This is a genomic window from Brevibacterium casei CIP 102111 (assembly GCF_900169275.1).
Lineage (GTDB): Bacteria > Actinomycetota > Actinomycetes > Actinomycetales > Brevibacteriaceae > Brevibacterium > Brevibacterium casei.
Window position 1 is genome coordinate 67,438 of record NZ_FXZC01000007.1, and the last position, 16,803, is coordinate 84,240.

The window sequence follows — 16,803 nt, forward strand, 5'->3', positions numbered from 1 at the left end:
TGGCCAAGCGGCCGGTGCGATCACGCACCGGCCGCTTCGCTCCTTATAGACTTCTTCCCAGCACTCACCGGCACCCGACCGGCCACGACAAAGGACACCACATGGCAGACGCAACCCGCGCACGCAAGATCGCCGACCAGATCAAGGTCATCGTCGCGAGCACGATCGAACGCAGGCTCAAGGACCCCCGGCTCGGCTTCGTCACCGTCACCGATGTCCGCGTCACCGGCGACCTCCAGCACGCGACGATCTTCTACACCGTCTACGGTGACGGCGCCGACCTCGAGTCGACGGCCAAGGCGCTCGAATCCGCGAAGGGCTTCATCCGCTCCGAGGTCGGCAAGGGTCTGACGATCCGGCTGACCCCGAGCCTCGAGTTCATCGCCGACGCCGTCCCCGAGGAGGCGCTGCGCCTCGACAACCTCCTCGCCCGAGCGGCCGCCGACGACGCGCGCATCGCCGATCTCAAGAAGGATGCGAAGCCCGCCGGCGACGCCGACCCGTACAAGCGGTCCGAGGTCGAGTCCGACGAGTCCTGAGACATCCGCCGAGGTGAGGGCGGGCGGTCCCGGCGCCGACCCGTGTGCCGCGCCCTCGCCGAGGCGGTAGCCGGGTGGGGGAGCGGAAGCGACCTTGCTCACGATGGGCAGAAAAATCCTGCGTAACAGTTTTGTTATCTTTCCGCGATGCCCTAGACTTTTTCGGGTAACGATCTGATTACGACTCTGTTAAGGGATTTCTGCATTGGGTAAGCACTCTTCACCAAAGCCCGGCTTCGCCAAGCAACTGATCCGGGACCTCGCTCCCGCGGCCAAGCGCTCGACCGGTCGGCACTCGGCTGAGGCCCCCTCGACGGCCACGTCCGTGCTCGCCACGGTCAAGCAGCGGCCCGTCGTCGCAGCGATCGCCGTGCCGGCCGCCGCGACGGCCGCCGTCGTCGGCTCGAGCGTCGTCATGGGACCCCCGCAGACCGGGGAAGTGACGACCGAGGCCGCGAGCACCTCGCAGCAGCAGGAGGCGCCCGCCTCCACCGGCGTGAGCCAGGAGGAGATCGACGCACAGCGCGAGAAGGCCGGCAAGGAGTACATCGAAGAGGTCAAGAAGGACCCGAAGTACAAGAACAAGACCTCCTCGAAGACCACCCTCAACGTCAAGACCCCGAAGCCGAAGCCGACCCAGGAGTCGAGCGCGCAGGCCTCGAAGAGCGCGTCGGGCTCGAAGGGCGAGGAGAAGTCGGAGTCGAAGGGCGGCGGCAGCACCCCGTCGGGCGTCGAGACGCCCCCGTGCAAGGTCTCGTCCTCGATCGAGTCGGGTCTCCTGCCCAACGCCGTCAACGGCTACCGTGCCGTGTGCGCGAAGTTCCCCGAGGTCAAGACCTTCGGTGGCCGTCGCCCCGGCACCGGCTCGGACCACAACACCGGCGAAGCCGTCGACATCATGATCGCCGGCTCGACCGGCGACCGCATCTCCGAGTACCTCATCAAGAATGCGAAGGCGCTCAACGTCAAGTACGTCATCTTCGAGAAGCGCATCTGGATGCCCGGCCGCGGCTGGAAGTCGATGGAGGACCGCGGTTCGGCGACGCAGAACCACATGGACCACGTCCACGCCTCGTTCAACTGACCAGGTGAGCGAGACTTCCCCGCAGGGCATCCTCGTCTGCGACAAACCGCAGGGGCTGTCCTCCCACGCCGTCGTCTCCCGCATCCGCCGCTGGTACGGCACCCGCAAGGTCGGCCACGCCGGCACCCTCGACCCGATGGCCACCGGCGTCCTCGTCCTCGGCCTCGGTCGGGGAACGAAGCTGCTCGGCCACATCACCGGGGTGTCGAAGACCTACGCAGCGACGATCCGCCTCGGCGCCGGCACCCCGACCGACGACGCCGACTCCGAACCGGACGTCTTCGCGGACCCCGCGCGCCTGGCTGCGGTCACGGACGCCGACATCGCCTCCGGGGTCACCGCCCTGCGCGGGCCCATCGACCAGGTCCCGAGCGCCGTCTCGGCGATCAAGGTCGACGGCAAGCGCTCGTATGCGCGTGTCCGAGCCGGCGAGGACGTCGTCCTCGAACCCCGCCGAGTCGAGGTGACGCAGTTCGACGTCCTCGAGACCCGGCGGGACAGTGCCGGGGGCGGACACATCGACCTCGACGTCGTCGTCGACTGCTCCTCGGGAACGTACATCCGGGCCCTCGCCCGCGACCTCGGTGCGGGCCTCGGGGTCCACGGTCATCTCACCGCACTGCGCCGCACTCGGGTCGGGCCCTTCGACCTCCAGGGCGCTGTGACGATCCCCGACGACCTCGACACCCCCGCCCCGCCACTCATCCCGCTCGCCGAGGCGGCCTCCCAGCTGCTCCCGACCGTGACCGTCGATGCGGCCGGGGCGAGGGACCTCATGCAGGGCAAGTCCCTGGCCGGACCGTGGACGACGACCGGGGTCGACGGCAGCGACGTCGCCGTGACCAGCGCCGGCGAACTCGTCTCCGTCGCCGAGGTCCGCGCAGACGGCAGCCTCAAGTCCCGCACCGCGTTCGCCATCGGCCTCGCCTGAGCCGCCGCGGGGCGTCGCGAACCGACCGATCGGGCGGAAACCGACTCACAGCGGCCGCTCCGCGCGCATGGAGAGCCCCCGCTGAGGACCGGTTCGCACGCATCATCCCACTGCGATACTCTGAGTCGGTGCACGGAAGGAGCAGCGCTCGAGTGGAGATCTATCACGGGCTGGACGAGGTCCCGCAGGACGGCATCGGCACCGTCATCACCCTGGGCAACTTCGACGGCGTCCACCGTGGCCACCAGACCGTGCTGCGCGCCGTCGCCGCCGAGGCTGACGAGCACTCCCTGCGATCGGTCGCGATGACCTTCGACCCGCACCCGCGCACCGTCCACCAGCCCGAGACGCCGACGCAGATGATCACGAGTGTGCGCCAGAAGTCGCAGCTCATCGCTGAGACCGGCATCGACGCCCTCTTCATCCAGCCCTACGATCTCGACTTCGCCGCTCAGACCCCTGAGGAGTTCGTCTCCCGCTACTTCGTCGACGGCCTCGACTGCCGGTGTGTCGTCGTCGGCGACGACGTCCGCTTCGGCCACGACAACGCCGGGACCATCGAGACCCTGCGCCGCCTCGGCGAGGAGTTCGGGTTCACCACCGTGACGATCGACGAGGTCGGACGCGGGGGACGGTACTCGTCGTCGCGGATCCGTGACCAGATCATCTCAGGCGATGTCGCCGAGGCGGCCGATCAGCTCGGCCGCTACCACCGGGTCGAGGGCACCGTCGTCCACGGCGACGCCCGCGGACGCGATCTCGGCTTCCCCACGGCGAACCTCTCCGCCGACGGCGAGGGCCTCATCCCCGCTGACGGCGTCTACGCGGGCTGGGCGAGCTTCGAGGGGGAGGACCACCCGTTCCCCGCCGCGATCTCGGTCGGCACCAACCCCACCTTCGAGGGCTGTGACCGCCGTGTCGAGGCCTATGTGCTCGACAAGGAGTTCGGGGAGTTCGACGTCTACGACCGGCACATGGTCCTCGAGTTCGTCGCCCGCATCCGCGGTCAGGTCGCCTTCTCCGGCCTCGACGACCTCATCGCGCAGATGCACGAGGACATCGCCGATGTGCGCGAGGTGCTCCACACCTGATAAGCTGATCTCTGCCGTTTTCACCGGCCGCGGTCCCATAGGGCTGGAACAGACAGGTTCCGGCGCCGCGCAACGATACGTCAGGAGAACTCCATGGCTCTCGATACTGCCACCAAGCAGGAGATCATCAAGGAATACGCGACTCACGAGGGCGACACCGGTTCTCCCGAGGTTCAGGTTGCCCTGCTCACCCGCCGGATCACCGATCTCACCGAGCACTTCAAGGACCACAAGCACGACCACCACTCGCGTCGCGGCCTGCTGCTCCTCGTCGGCCAGCGCCGTCGTCTGCTCAAGTACCTGCAGGCGGTCGACATCGAGCGCTACCGCTCGCTCATCAAGCGCCTCGGTCTGCGCCGCTGATCGCATCCGATCTCGTCCGACGCCCCGCCCTCACCGGCGGGGCGTTCGTCGTCTCCGGGCCTGGGAGCAGGCTCACTGGCCGTCATCGGCATCTGCTGTAGACTGACCGGCGGACGCCCATGGACGTTTCGGTCCTCGGTAGTGGCCTCCGGAGGGAACCTTCCGTGGGCCCCGATCGATGACCGGCCCTGATTCCATGGCGTCTTCCACACTGTCCGCCGACAGGGCGAGCACCCGTCGCCCGGACTCGGCACCGAACAAGGAGATCACGTGGGAACCACCCCTGAATCCACGGTCGCAACGATCGACAACGGTCGCTTCGGCACGCACACCATCCGCTTCGAGACCGGTCGCCTGGCCAAGCAGGCCGCCGGCTCCGCCGTCGCCTATCTCGACGACGACACCATGCTGCTGTCGGCCACGACGGCCGGCAAGAACCCCCGCGAGGGCTTCGACTTCTTCCCGCTCACCGTCGACGTCGAAGAGCGCATGTACGCCGCCGGCCGCATCCCCGGCTCGTTCTTCCGCCGCGAGGGCCGTCCCTCGACCGATGCGATCCTCACGTGCCGCCTCATCGACCGCCCGCTGCGCCCGTCCTTCGTCAAGGGCCTGCGCAACGAGGTCCAGGTCGTCGTCACCGTGATGTCGATCAACCCCGACCACATCTACGACGCCCTGGCCATCAACGCCGCGTCGATGTCGACCCAGCTCTCGGGTCTGCCGTTCTCCGGCCCCATCGGCGGTGTCCGCATCGCCCTCATCGACGGCCAGTGGGTCGCGTTCCCGAACTTCTCGCAGCTCGACGACGCCGTCTTCGACATGGTCGTCGCCGGTCGCATGGTCGGTGACGACGTCGCCATCATGATGGTCGAGGCCGAGGCCACCGACCAGGCCCTCGACCTCGTCAAGACCGGGGCCAAGGCCCCCACCGAAGAGGTCGTGGCCGAGGGGCTCGAGGCCGCAAAGCCCTTCATCGCCGAACTCTGCCGCGCCCAGCAGGAGCTCGCCGACCTCGCCGCGAAGCCGACCGTCGAGTTCCCCGTCTTCCGCGACTACCAGGACGACGTCTTCGAGGCCGTCAAGGACCTCGCCGAGGCGAAGCAGACCGAGAACTTCCAGATCGCCGACAAGCAGGAGCGCGAAGCCGCGGGCGAAGAGCTCCTCGCTGAGCTCTTCGACAAGCTCGGAGAGCGCTTCGAGGGCCGTGAGAAGGAGATCGCGGCGGCTCTCAACGCGCTGACGAAGCAGATCGTGCGCAAGCGCATCCTCACCGAGCAGATCCGCATCGACGGTCGTGGGCTCAAGGACATCCGTCCGCTCTCGGCCGAGGTCGACGTCATCCCGCGCGTCCACGGCTCCGCTCTCTTCCAGCGCGGTGAGACCCAGATCCTCGGCATCACGACGCTCAACATGCTCAAGCTCGAGCAGCAGATCGACTCGCTGTCCCCGGTGACCTCGAAGCGCTACATGCACCACTACAACTTCCCGCCCTACTCGACCGGTGAGACCGGCCGTGTGGGCAGCCCGAAGCGCCGCGAGATCGGCCACGGCGCCCTCGCCGAGCGCGCACTGGCTCCGGTCCTGCCCTCCCGTGAGGACTTCCCGTACGCGATCCGTCAGGTCTCCGAGGCCCTCGGCTCGAACGGGTCGACCTCGATGGGCTCGGTCTGCGCCTCGACCCTGTCGATGCTCTCGGCCGGTGTGCCCCTGCGCGCGCCTGTCGCCGGCATCGCCATGGGCCTCGTCTCCGACGTCATCTCCACCGACCAGGGCGAGCAGACCGCGTATGCGGCACTCACCGACATCCTCGGTGCCGAGGACGCCTTCGGCGACATGGACTTCAAGGTCGCCGGCACCCGTGACTTCGTCACCGCGATCCAGCTCGACACGAAGCTCGACGGTCTGCCCTCCTCGGTGCTCACCGCCGCCCTCAAGCAGGCCCGCGAGGCCCGCATGGTCATCCTCGACGTCATGGCCGAGGCCATCGACGCCCCGGGTGAGATGGCGGCGACCGCCCCGCGGATCATCTCGGTCAACATCCCGGTCGACAAGATCGGCGAGGTCATCGGCCCCAAGGGCAAGATGATCAACCAGATCCAGGAGGACACCGGCGCCGACATCAGCATCGAGGACGACGGCACCGTGCTCATCGGCGCGACCGACGGCACCTCCGCCGAGGCGGCCCGGTCGATGATCAACGCGATCGCCAACCCGCAGGTCCCCGAGGTCGGCGAACGCTACCTCGGCACCGTGGTCAAGACGATGAGCTTCGGCGCGTTCGTCTCGCTCACCCCGGGCAAGGACGGCCTCCTGCACATCTCCGAGCTGCGCAAGCTCAACGACGGCAAGCGCGTCGAGGACGTCGAGGACGTCGTCGGCGTGGGCCAGAAGGTCCAGGTCGAGATCACGAAGATCGACGACCGCGGCAAGCTCTCGCTCGCTCCCGTCGTCGACGGTGAGGACGAGGACTCCGAGGGATCGGACGAGGAGTCGGAGAACTGATCTCCCAGTCTGCCCACACCGGGGAGGACGCACCGATCGCTCGGTCCGTCCTCCCCGGTGGTCTCACGGTCATCACCGAGCACATGCCCGGTCTCGCCTCGGAGACCATCGGCATCTGGGTCGCAGCGGGCTCCCGCGACGAATCCGCGGACACCGCCGGATCGACCCACTTCCTCGAGCACATGCTCTTCAAAGGCACCTCGACGAAGGACGCCCTGGCCATCGCCGCCGCCTTCGACCGCACCGGCGGGGACTCGAACGCGATCACGGCGAAGGAATTCACCTGCTACTACTCGCGGTGCCTCGTCACCGACCTGCCCGACATCACCGCGCTCCTGCTCGACATGGTCTCGGACTCCACCCTCGAGAGCGCCGAGTTCGAGCGTGAGCGCGGCGTCATCATCGAAGAGCTCGCCATGGCCGCCGACGATCCCGGCGATGTCCTCTTCGAGGACTTCGACACCCTCGTCTTCGGCGACCACCCCCTCGCCCGCCCGGTGGGCGCGACGAAGGAGCAGATCCGCGTCCTCGGACACCACACCCTCCTCGACCACTACGCGTCGACGTACGTGCCCCGCCGGCTCATCATCGCCGCCGCCGGGGGAGCCGACCACGCCGAGGTCGTCGGAATGGTCGAGCGGGCGCTGGCCGAGACCGGGGCCTTCGCCACGACCGTCGCCCGGGACGCGGAGACGACCGACCGCCTCGGCGGGGCGCAGATCCTCACCCCGGGGACCGTCGGGGGCGGACATCCCCACGCTGCCGCCTCGGCGCGGACCCGGCCGGACTTCCTCACCGGACGCTCTCACACGGCCAAGGACACCGAGCAGCTGGGGATGCTGCTCGGATGCGAGGGGCTGCCCGAGGGCCACCCGGACCGGTTCGTCTATTCGGTCCTGCTCACCCTCCTCGGGGGCGGGATGTCGTCGCGGCTGTTCCAGAGCATCCGCGAGGAGCGGGGGCTGGCCTACGCGGTCAACACCACCGCCAGCCAATTCACCGACACCGGGACGTTCGGGATCTATGCCGGATGCAGCCCCGAGAACGGGCAGGCCGTCCTCGACCTCGCGCTGAGCGAATGGGACCGTCTCGCGCAGCACGCGCCGAGTCGCAGCGAACTCGACGAGATCGTCTCCCAGCTCTCGGGCTCGATGGTCCTCGGACTCGAATCCTCGGCGGCGCGGATGAATCGCCTCGCTCGGGCCGAGATCTTCGGGATCCCCATCGAACCTCCGCTCGACCTCATCGAGCGCATCCGCTCCGTCACCCCGGAGCAGGTGAGCGGCATGGCCGGACAGCTGCTCGGCCAGCCCAAGGCGCTCTCCCTCGTCGGACCTCCCACCGACGTCGCGATCTGAGCAGACCGTCCCGCGCCTGAACGACCGTTGAGTACGATGGACGCTCATGGGGCACTCCGCCCCGCTACCGGACGGCAGCGTCCGGGACTGAGCAAGGATCCGTCGAGGGGATGGCAATGGGCCGGAAGCGGGCATCGGTGCGCCGGGAGGAGATCCTCGCGGCGACCGTCGACGAGATCGAGGCGACCGGACTGCGTGCGCTGCGCGTCGCCGACGTCGCCGGGCGCCTCGGCCTGAGCGCGAGCCTCGTCATCTACCACTTCCAGACGAAGGAAGCCCTCGTCGCGGCCGGCTTCGCCCACGCCGGCGAGTCCGACCTCAACCGCGCCCGCGAGATCGTCGACACCGACGCCCCGGCGACGGCACGACTGTCCGACCTCCTCGCGTGGTACCTGCCCAGCGGGTCGACGCGGGCGTGGACGATCTGGATGGACGCGTGGTCCTCGGCGCTCTTCGATGCGGAGATCCAGAGCACGCTCACCGTCCTCGACCGGGAATGGCAGGACGTCTTCGCCAGAGTCATCGCCGACGGCGTCGCCACCGGGGAGTTCGCCCTGGACGGCGAGGACCCGGGGGAGCCTGCCGCGGTCGCGGCGACCCGGCTGCTCGCCTACCTCGACGGCCTCTCCGTCCGCCTCATGGTCGGCCCGGGAGAGGAGGAGCGGGCGACGATGCTCGCGTGGGTCGAGGAGTTCGCTGACACCCTCCTCGCCCGCGATGCCACGTCCGCGGCACCGGGCGGCAGAGCACCCGGGGAATCACTCCCACCGCACTCTTGACGCACGGTCCTCCGGCGCGTCAGACTGGGTCTCAGACGTTACTGAACCGCGGTTCAGTTAAAGACTCGGAGGCCCCATGTTCTTGGACATCACCTGGCAGGATCCCGTCACCGGCACCCACGGATTCGTCGTCATCGACACGCTCGTGCGGGGAAGCGCGTCCGGCGGGCTGCGGATGCGGGAGGGCTGCACCCTCGAGGAGGTCCGCGGTCTCGCCGAAGGGATGACCCGCAAGGAGGCGATCCACCTCGTGCCCGGCCGACGCTACGTCCCGCTTGGGGGCGCGAAGGGCGGCATCGACTTCGACCCGCGCGCCGAGGGTGCCACGGACGTCCTCGAGCGCTTCCTCGTCGCCGTCAACCCGATCATGCGGGCGTACTGGGCGCTCGGTGAGGACCTCGGGGTGCGCCAGGACGACATCGACGAGATCCTCGAGCGCCGGGCCCTCGGCAGCGGACTCGCCGCCGTCGAGAAGCTCATGGACGATCCCGAGGACTCCGCCAGGCGCTCGCTCGCCGCATTCGACACCGTCGTCGACGGCATGCCCCAGGACGAGCTCGTCGGCGGGCTCGGCGTCGCCACCGCGGCGCTCACCGCACTTGCGGCCGACGGACGCTCCCCGGAGGGGGCGACCGCGGTCATCCAGGGGTTCGGGTCGATGGGCGGGGCCACCGCCCGCTTCCTCGCCGAGGCGGGGGTCCGGGTCGTCGGCATCGCCGATGCCGACGGCTTCGTCTCCAACCCCGAGGGCCTCGACGTCGAGACCCTGCTCGCGACCCGGGACCCCTTCGGCGGGGTCTCCCGAGACGCCCTGCGCCCCGGCGACCAGGTCGGCGACCGCGACGACTGGCTCGCCGCCGACGCCGACATCCTCATCCCTGCCGCCGTGAGCTATGCGATCACCCCGGAGAACGCGGGACGGATCACAGCGAAGTACATCGTCGAAGCCGCGAACATGCCCGTCCTGCCCGAGGCGGAGGAGCTGCTCGCCGCGCGCGGTGTGGTCGTCGTTCCCGACTTCCTCGCGAACTCCGCGACCAACGCGTGGTGGTGGTGGGTCGCATTCGGCGACATCGACGGCAGCTGGGAGCAGAGCCGGGAGATCATCACCGACACCCTCGGGGCGCTGACGAGCGAGGCCCTCTCCACGGCGAAGGACGAGGGCATCAGCCCGCGCGCCGCCGCGCAGCGGAAGGTCGACGCGAACCTCGTCGAGCTCGAGGCTGTCACAGCTTCAGCGGGCGGGAGGTAGGTCCGACGTGGACGTGTTCTTCGATCCGCGCAGCGTCGCCGTCCTCGGGGCCTCGAACGACCCCGCGAAGTGGGGGTTCTGGCTCGCCGCCGGAGCGCTGACCGGAGCGGAACGACGCCGGGTCTTCCTCGTCAATGCGCGCGCAACCTCGATCCAGGGGGAGCGGACGTGGGCACGACTGCGCGACCTGCCCGAAGTGCCCGAACTCCTCGTCGTCTCCATCCCCGGCACCGCCGTGGCGGGCGTCGTCACCGAGGCGCTCGACCTCGGCGTGCGCGCCTTCCTCATCATCTCGACCCGGGTTCCGCAGGCGGAGGAGCTCGCCGAGGCGATCACCGCGGCCGGCGCCCGTCTCATCGGACCCGGGTCGCTCGGGCTCGTCGACTCCGCCAACGAGCTCCTCCTCGCGTGGGGGCACTTCACCCCGGGATCGCTCGCCGTGGTCACCCAGAGCGGACAGCTCGGTTCGGAGATCGCCACGCTCTCGGCGCGCAGCGGACTCGGCATCTCCCGTTTCGCCTCGATCGGCGGACAGTCAGACGTCCGCGCCGCAGAGATCCTCGATTCCCTCGTCGACGATCCGGACACGAGCCAGGTCGCGCTCTACCTCGAATCCTTCACCGGAGGCACGGCCCTCGTGGCGGCGATGCAGCGCCTGCGGGCGGCAGGGAAGCCGACGATGATCCTCACCACCGGGGCGTCGAATGCGGGACAGCGACTCGCGCGCTCGCACACGGGCTCGCTCACCTCGGCGATCGATGCCGTCGACGCCGCGTGCCGGAAGGCCGGCGCGATCCGCCTCGCTTCGCCCTCGGAGATCGTCGAACTCGCCGGCTTCTTCGCCTCGTCGTGGCTGCCCGGCGGGCGTCGGGTCGGCATCGTCTCCGACTCCGGCGGTCAAGGGGCGATCGCCGCGGACATCGCCGAACTTCACGGGCTCACCGTCGACCCCGTAGCCGAGCCCGTGCGCGCCCGCGTCGAGGCGCTCCTACCCGAGGCCGGGCACGTCGAGAACCCCGTCGACCTCGACGGGGCAGGAGAGTCGGACCTCGGCATCTACGTCCGCGTCGTGCGCGAACTCCTCGCCGACGAGCGCGTCGACGCCGTCGTCCTCAGCGGCTACTTCGGGTGCTACGGGGAGAACACCCCCGAGCTCCTCGAGGCGGAGCTGGCCGAGGTCGAGGAGCTCGGCCGGGCGGCGATGGAGCACCGCAAGCCGCTGCTCGTCCATTCGATGAGTGCGGACTCCCAGGCCGTGGCCGACATGTGGGCCCGCGCCGTGCCCTGCTACCGGTCGATCGACACGACGATGCGGGTGCTCTCCCGCGCCGCCTTCTACTCCTCCCATGCGGGGCGGATCGCCGAGGCGTTCGAGCTCTCGGGCACCGTCACCCCGTGGGGCCGCGGGTACTCGGCGGCGCGCGAGACGATCATCTCCGCAGGTGTTGAGGTGCCCCGTGCCGTGACCGTGGCCGAGGGTGATGACCTCGCCGAGGCGGTCGGTGCCGCCGAGCTCACCCCGCCGTTCGTCCTCAAGGCGGGGTGGCCTGCGCACAAGACCGAGGTCGGGGGCATCGCCCTGGGCCTGCGGGATCTCGCCGCACTCGAGGCAGCGCACAAGGACATGGTCTCCCGCCTCGGCGCCGGCGAGTACATCGTCGAGGAGATGGACGGACGCAATCACGTCGTCGAGATCCTCGTCGGCGGGCGGCAGGACGAGAACTTCGGGCCGATCGTCATGGTCGGGGCCGGCGGCACGGAGACCGAGCTCTACAACGACACCCGGCTCGAGCTCGCCCCGGTCTCGCGCGCGGAGGCCCACGACATGCTCACCCAGCTCACGTGCTACCGCCTGCTCCAGGGCTGGCGGGGCCGGCCGGCGGCCGACGTCGAGAGCCTCGTCGACGTCGTCGTCTCCGTCTCCCGGCTCATCGCCGCGAACAACGAGATCGCCGAGGTCGAGATCAACCCCGTCCGCGTCGCCGAATCCGGCGCCATCGCCGTCGATGCCCTCGTCCTCACCGCGACCGGAGACGACGCCGAGGCGACCGGAGAGGACGCCGAGGCGGGCAGCGAGGACGCCGCCTCCACGGCGGCGGCTCCCGTCCACCGCACGAACGACGTTTCAGAGGAGATGCGAGCATGACCGAACTCACCGGCGGCGGCCACCTGGCCAAGGCACTGGCGGCCGAGGGCGTCACCCGCGTCTTCGGCATCCCCGGCACCCACAACCTCGAGGTCTTTGCGCAGCTGAGCGCCGAGGGCATCGACATCGTCTCCCCGCGCCACGAGCAGGGGGCGGGGTACATGGCCGACGGTGCGGCCCGGACCACCGGCGACATCGCGGTCGTCGTCACCACCACGGGCCCAGCCGTGCTCAACGCGCTCACCGCGCTGCTCCAGTCGTTCACCGACTCCGTCCCCGTCCTCCTCATCGGCCCCGGCATGCCGCTGACCCACCCCGGCCGCGGCACCGGACTCCTCCACGAGGTGCGCAACCAGGCGCTCGCGATCGAGGCGATCCTCGGTGACAGCCACCGGGTGACGAGCGTGCCCGAGGTCTCCCTCGCCGTCGGTCAGGCGCTCACCGTGATGCGCTCGGGACGGCCGCGGCCGGCGTTCATCGAGATCCCCCTCGACCTCATCGAGGCGAGCGGCCCCGGCGTCCTCCACCCGTCCGTGACCCGTCCGCTGCCGCAGGTGAGCGTGTCCGCGATCGAGTCCGCCGCCGAGGCGCTCGCCGACTCCCAGCATCCTCTCCTCATCGTCGGGGCCGGGGCCCACGGGGCGGGGGAGGAGGTCATCGACCTCGCCGAGGCGCTCGGGGCGGGGATCGTCCTCTCGTCGAACGCGAAGGGCGCCGTCGCCGATGACCATCCGGTCGTGCTCGGGGCGATCGGGTTCCTCCCGGAGCTGCCGGAGATCCTCGGGCAGGCCGACGCCGTCGTCGCGATCGGCACCGAACTCGCGCCGAGCGACTTCTGGCCCCAGCCACTGCCCCTGCCCGGCACCGTCGTGCGCATCGACATCGACGAGATGCAGATGCTGAGGAACGCCGTCGTCACCCACCCGATCGTCGCCGATGCCAAGGAGGCGACCGCCGCACTGACGGCCCAGGCGGGAAGGGTGCGCGAGGCGGGGTCGACGGACGCAGCACGGTCGTGGCGGGTCGGACTCAGGGACGAGGCGATCGCCGCCGCCCGTGAGGGCGCGCCCTGGGCGCCGCTGTGCGAGGGGCTCAACGCATTCACCGCGCTCTCGGAGTCGCCCGTGGTCATCGCCGCGGATTCGACGATGGCCTGCTACTACGGCGTGCAGACCGGGTGGCGGGCCAGACACGGCGACCGTTTCCTCTATCCCGCCGGTGCCGGCACCCTCGGCTACGGGCTGCCCGCGGGGATCGGGGCGAAGATCGCAGCCCCCGAGTCGCGTGTCATCGCCGTCGAAGGCGACGGCGGGTCGATGTTCACGATCGCCGAGCTCTCCGCCGCAGTCCAGGCGCAGGTTTCGCTCACCCTCGTCATCGTCGACAACGGCGGCTATGGGGAGATCCGCAATGAGATGGCCGACAGGGGCGACGTCCCGTCCGGCGTCGTCCTCACCGCCCCCGACTTCCCGGCGCTCGCGACGGCGATGGGTGCCCACGGCGTCCACGTCGAGAGTGCCGAGGAGCTCGCCGCCGCCCTCGCCGAGGCGGTCGAGCGTCCCGGTCCCACCCTCATCCACCTGTTCGAGGACTCCCGCGCCGCCGCGGACATGCTCGGACCCTGACCCGTACCGGCTGACCCTGACCCGCAACGACCGACCCTGACCCAAGGCGACCCACCCCGGCCGACCCCGACCCCACGATCGACCGCCCGCCGACCGGGCGAGACGAAGGAGAACCATGAGCTACACCCCCTGGCCGCTCAGCGACGAGCAGCGCGACGTCATCGACCTCTGCCGGTCCTTCGCCGCCGAGGAGATCCGACCCGCTGCCCGCGCCGTCGACGAGGCCGACACCGAGTCCCCGGTCGGCATCTTCCGGGCTGCTGCGAAGGTCGGGATCACCGACTTCATGATCCCCGAGGAGTACGGAGGCGGCGGATTCACCGACGTCTTCACCCAGTGCCTCGTCCAGGAGCAGCTGTGCTTCGGGGACCCTGGCATCGGGAACTTCGTATGCTCGAACGGCTTCTTCGCCGACCCGATCCTCGCGCTCGGCACACCCGAGCAGAAGGAGGCGTGGCTGCGGCCGCTGACCGGCGACGACCCGAAATTCACAGCACTGGCGACGACGGAACCGGGGTCGGGGTCGGACTCGGCGTCGATCATCACCCGCGCCGACCGTGCCGACGGCGGCTATGTCCTCAACGGGCAGAAGGCATGGATCTCCAATGCCGGCCTCGCCGACTTCTACGTCGTCTTCGCCAAGACCGACCCCGCCCAGCGCTCCCGCGGCGTCACCGCGTTCCTGCTCGAGAAGGACACCCCGGGCATGGAGTTCGGGGCGCCCATGAAGAAGATGGGGCAGCGGGCTATCGTCTGCCGGGAGATCTTCCTCTCCGACGCCTTCGTTCCCGAGGCCAACCGCCTCGGCGGGGAGGGAGAGGGCTTCTACGGGCTCATGCGCACCTTCGACATCTCCCGCGTCGTCCTCGGGGCGGCGGCACTCGGGACCGCGCGGGCCGCGTACGAGTACGCGCGTGACTATGCGCGGGAGCGCACCCAGTTCGGCAAGGCGATCATCGACCATCAGGCGGTGGCGTTCCGGCTCGCGGATATGTCCGCCCGCATCGACGCGGCGTGGCTGCAGGTGCTCAATGCGGCGCGGATGATCGACGCTGGGTCCGCGGTGCCGCGTCAGCGGGTGACCGCCTCGGCGGCGATGGCGAAGCTCAACGCCTCGGAGACGGCGATGTTCTGCACGTGGGCGGCGGTCCAGACGCTCGGGGGCTGGGGCTACTCGCGCGAGCACCCGGTCGAGCAGTGGATGCGCGATGCCAAGCTCGAGGAGATCGAGGAGGGCACGAGCGACATCATGCGCGTGCTCATCTCCCGCAACCTCGTGTGAGGCGCGGCAGCGGGCCTCACACGGGTGGGGGCCGAGATCCGGCACAGGTGGGGTTGTGCCCGCGCACGAGCGGGGCAGAAGGCGTCGAGCGACGACTCGACGCGCGACGATCATTTCTCGTGAGAACCGGAATAGCGCGGTCGATGGGTGTGTTGTTCGAGATGAGGCCCTGATATAGGGTCGAAAATGAAGCCGCCGGACCAGGCGGGCATCAATTCTCTTCAGGAGGAATCACATGGCTGAGCAGTACACGCTTCCGGAACTGCCCTACGACTACTCCGCTCTCGAGCCGCACATCTCGGCTCGCATCATGGAGTTGCATCACGACAAGCACCACGCGACCTACGTCAAGGGCGCGAACACCGCGGTCGAGCAGATCGCCGAGGCGCGCGAATCCGGCAACCTCGCGAACCTGCCCAAGCTCATCCGTGACCTCTCGTTCAACCTCGGCGGTCACGTCAACCACTCGATCTTCTGGCAGAACATGTCCCCGGACGGCGGCGACAAGCCCGTCGGCGAGCTCGCTGCCGCGATCGACGACCAGTTCGGCTCGTTCGACAAGTTCCGCGAGGTCTTCACGACCGCTGCGACGACGATCCAGGGCTCGGGTTGGGCCGTGCTCGTCTACGATCAGCTCGGCGGCAACCTCTTCGTCGAACAGCTCCACGACCAGCAGTCGGACATCCAGCAGGGCGGAACCCCGATCCTCCAGCTCGACATGTGGGAGCACGCGTTCTACCTCGACTACCAGAACGTCAAGCCGGACTACGTCAAGGCCTGGTGGAACATCGTCAACTGGGAGGACGCCGGTGCCCGCTTCGACCGCGCGGTCAACCAGACCAAGGGTCTGCTCCTCGGCTGAGGCCCTTCTGATCTGAGCGCTCGCCCCGACCGGGTATGAGGTGGGTGGCGATCACGCTCGCGCGACGGCTCGGACTCCATGGCGGAGTCCGAGCCGTCGTCGTGTCTGCGGAGCACCAGCGGCACCATCGCGGTCTGCCCGCACACATTCGAGCAACCCTCCGGGGCGTTCAACAACCCAGCGTGAGGTTGCCGAGTGCCCGGAGGGTGGCTGGAGTCGACACCGCTAGGGTGAGACCATGACCGTGCACGTGAGATCGTGGTCGACGGACGACGCCGAGGCGCTCGTCGACATCTACGCGAACGCCGACGCTGAGCTGCGATCGAATATCCCCGACGACCGCGGAATCTCCGGGGCCCGCGAATGGCTCGACCGCGTGCTCGCTGCGAAAGCCGACGGTACCGGGTGGGCGCTCGCAATCGTCGAAGCCGACGGCGACCTTTTCGGCAATGTCATGGCCTCATGCATCGAACAGCGGCATTCGACGGCGTGGATCTCGTACTGGCTCACCGCCTCGGCGCGCGGTCGCGGGCTTGCATCGTCGGCGTTGCGCACCCTCGTCGATGTCGCCCATGACGAGCTCGACGTCTACCGCCTCGAACTCGGCTACCGGGTGAACAATCCCGCGTCGGCCGCTGTCGCACGGGCTGCCGGGTTCCTCGTCGAAGGCCGGGAACGCGAGAAGCTGCTCTATGACGGCGTCCGCTTCGACACTGAGGTGTGCGCCCGCCTCTCCGGCGATCCGCGGTCACCGGGTCGCCGCCTCCCGGTTCGGCAGTGACGCAACGTCGCGGTTGCTGAGTGTGCTGCTCGTGTCGACCCCGCCATCCGAGCAACCCTCCGGGGCGCTCAGCAACCCAGCGTGAGGTTGCCGAGTGCCCGGAAGGTGGCTGAGCGCGGCTCGATCGCTGACAACGGCACCGAACCCGAGTCGCTAGACTGTCCTGCGGACGAATGCGTCCGGACACAGCAGGTTCTCAGAGGGAGTG

General features: G+C 69.4%; 14 protein-coding genes. All 14 read left to right on the plus strand.

Annotated elements, in window-relative coordinates:
- Positions 1-101 precede the first annotated feature (101 nt).
- On the plus strand, positions 102-539 hold the full coding sequence (gene rbfA / locus BC102111_RS14980) for a 30S ribosome-binding factor RbfA (protein WP_009378445.1): 438 nt from the start codon (positions 102-104) through the stop codon (positions 537-539).
- Between the two features lie 205 nt (positions 540-744).
- A complete protein-coding gene (locus BC102111_RS14985) occupies positions 745-1,623 on the plus strand; it encodes a VldE C-terminal domain-containing protein (RefSeq protein WP_009378447.1) in 879 nt (292 codons plus the stop codon).
- A gap of 4 nt (positions 1,624-1,627) precedes the next feature.
- Complete coding sequence (gene truB / locus BC102111_RS14990; protein WP_009378448.1) at positions 1,628-2,554, plus strand: tRNA pseudouridine(55) synthase TruB; 927 nt, start codon at positions 1,628-1,630, stop codon at positions 2,552-2,554.
- A 152-nt stretch (positions 2,555-2,706) separates the two neighbouring features.
- Positions 2,707-3,645, plus strand: a complete 939-nt coding sequence (locus tag BC102111_RS14995) for a bifunctional riboflavin kinase/FAD synthetase (RefSeq protein WP_063249018.1) — start codon at positions 2,707-2,709, stop codon at positions 3,643-3,645.
- Positions 3,646-3,738: 93 nt separating this feature from the next.
- The gene (rpsO, locus tag BC102111_RS15000; RefSeq protein ID WP_009378450.1) at positions 3,739-4,008 is read left to right on the plus strand and encodes a 30S ribosomal protein S15; all 270 of its coding nucleotides are present in this window, start codon (positions 3,739-3,741) and stop codon (positions 4,006-4,008) included.
- 270 nt (positions 4,009-4,278) lie between these two features.
- Positions 4,279-6,510, plus strand: a complete 2,232-nt coding sequence (locus BC102111_RS15005; RefSeq protein WP_095376486.1) for a polyribonucleotide nucleotidyltransferase — start codon at positions 4,279-4,281, stop codon at positions 6,508-6,510.
- 83 nt (positions 6,511-6,593) lie between these two features.
- A complete protein-coding gene (locus BC102111_RS15010; RefSeq protein WP_095376487.1) occupies positions 6,594-7,868 on the plus strand; it encodes a M16 family metallopeptidase in 1,275 nt (424 codons plus the stop codon).
- A 110-nt stretch (positions 7,869-7,978) separates the two neighbouring features.
- The gene (locus BC102111_RS15015; RefSeq protein ID WP_232252600.1) at positions 7,979-8,647 is read left to right on the plus strand and encodes a TetR/AcrR family transcriptional regulator; all 669 of its coding nucleotides are present in this window, start codon (positions 7,979-7,981) and stop codon (positions 8,645-8,647) included.
- Positions 8,648-8,723: 76 nt separating this feature from the next.
- On the plus strand, positions 8,724-9,899 hold the full coding sequence (locus BC102111_RS15020; protein WP_101624759.1) for a Glu/Leu/Phe/Val dehydrogenase dimerization domain-containing protein: 1,176 nt from the start codon (positions 8,724-8,726) through the stop codon (positions 9,897-9,899).
- Positions 9,900-9,906: 7 nt separating this feature from the next.
- On the plus strand, positions 9,907-12,045 hold the full coding sequence (locus BC102111_RS15025; RefSeq protein WP_101624760.1) for an acetate--CoA ligase family protein: 2,139 nt from the start codon (positions 9,907-9,909) through the stop codon (positions 12,043-12,045).
- A complete protein-coding gene (locus BC102111_RS15030) occupies positions 12,042-13,670 on the plus strand; it encodes a thiamine pyrophosphate-binding protein (RefSeq protein ID WP_063249013.1) in 1,629 nt (542 codons plus the stop codon). Before BC102111_RS15025 ends, BC102111_RS15030 begins: the two co-directional genes overlap by 4 nt.
- Positions 13,671-13,785: 115 nt before the next feature.
- Positions 13,786-14,952: an acyl-CoA dehydrogenase family protein gene (locus BC102111_RS15035; RefSeq protein WP_063249012.1), complete on the plus strand. Its 1,167-nt coding sequence runs from the start codon at positions 13,786-13,788 to the stop codon at positions 14,950-14,952.
- Between the two features lie 235 nt (positions 14,953-15,187).
- A complete protein-coding gene (locus BC102111_RS15040; RefSeq protein ID WP_009378466.1) occupies positions 15,188-15,814 on the plus strand; it encodes a superoxide dismutase in 627 nt (208 codons plus the stop codon).
- Positions 15,815-16,052: 238 nt separating this feature from the next.
- Positions 16,053-16,595 carry a GNAT family N-acetyltransferase gene (locus BC102111_RS15045; protein ID WP_009378468.1) on the plus strand — a complete coding sequence of 181 codons (543 nt, stop codon included), beginning with the start codon at positions 16,053-16,055 and terminating at the stop codon, positions 16,593-16,595.
- Positions 16,596-16,803 lie beyond the last annotated feature (208 nt).

Excerpts from the sequence above, each read along its gene's own strand:
- BC102111_RS15010 (WP_095376487.1), top strand. The coding sequence starts at position 6,594 with ATGCCCGGTCTCGCCTCGGAGACCATCGGCATCTGGGTCGCAGCGGGC.
- BC102111_RS15030 (WP_063249013.1), top strand. The coding sequence starts at position 12,042 with ATGACCGAACTCACCGGCGGCGGCCACCTGGCCAAGGCACTGGCGGCC.
- BC102111_RS15020 (WP_101624759.1), top strand. The coding sequence starts at position 8,724 with ATGTTCTTGGACATCACCTGGCAGGATCCCGTCACCGGCACCCACGGA.
- BC102111_RS15045 (WP_009378468.1), top strand. The coding sequence starts at position 16,053 with ATGACCGTGCACGTGAGATCGTGGTCGACGGACGACGCCGAGGCGCTC.
- rbfA (WP_009378445.1), top strand. The coding sequence starts at position 102 with ATGGCAGACGCAACCCGCGCACGCAAGATCGCCGACCAGATCAAGGTC.
- rpsO (WP_009378450.1), top strand. The coding sequence starts at position 3,739 with ATGGCTCTCGATACTGCCACCAAGCAGGAGATCATCAAGGAATACGCG.
- BC102111_RS15040 (WP_009378466.1), top strand. The coding sequence starts at position 15,188 with ATGGCTGAGCAGTACACGCTTCCGGAACTGCCCTACGACTACTCCGCT.
- BC102111_RS15035 (WP_063249012.1), top strand. The coding sequence starts at position 13,786 with ATGAGCTACACCCCCTGGCCGCTCAGCGACGAGCAGCGCGACGTCATC.
- BC102111_RS15015 (WP_232252600.1), top strand. The coding sequence starts at position 7,979 with ATGGCAATGGGCCGGAAGCGGGCATCGGTGCGCCGGGAGGAGATCCTC.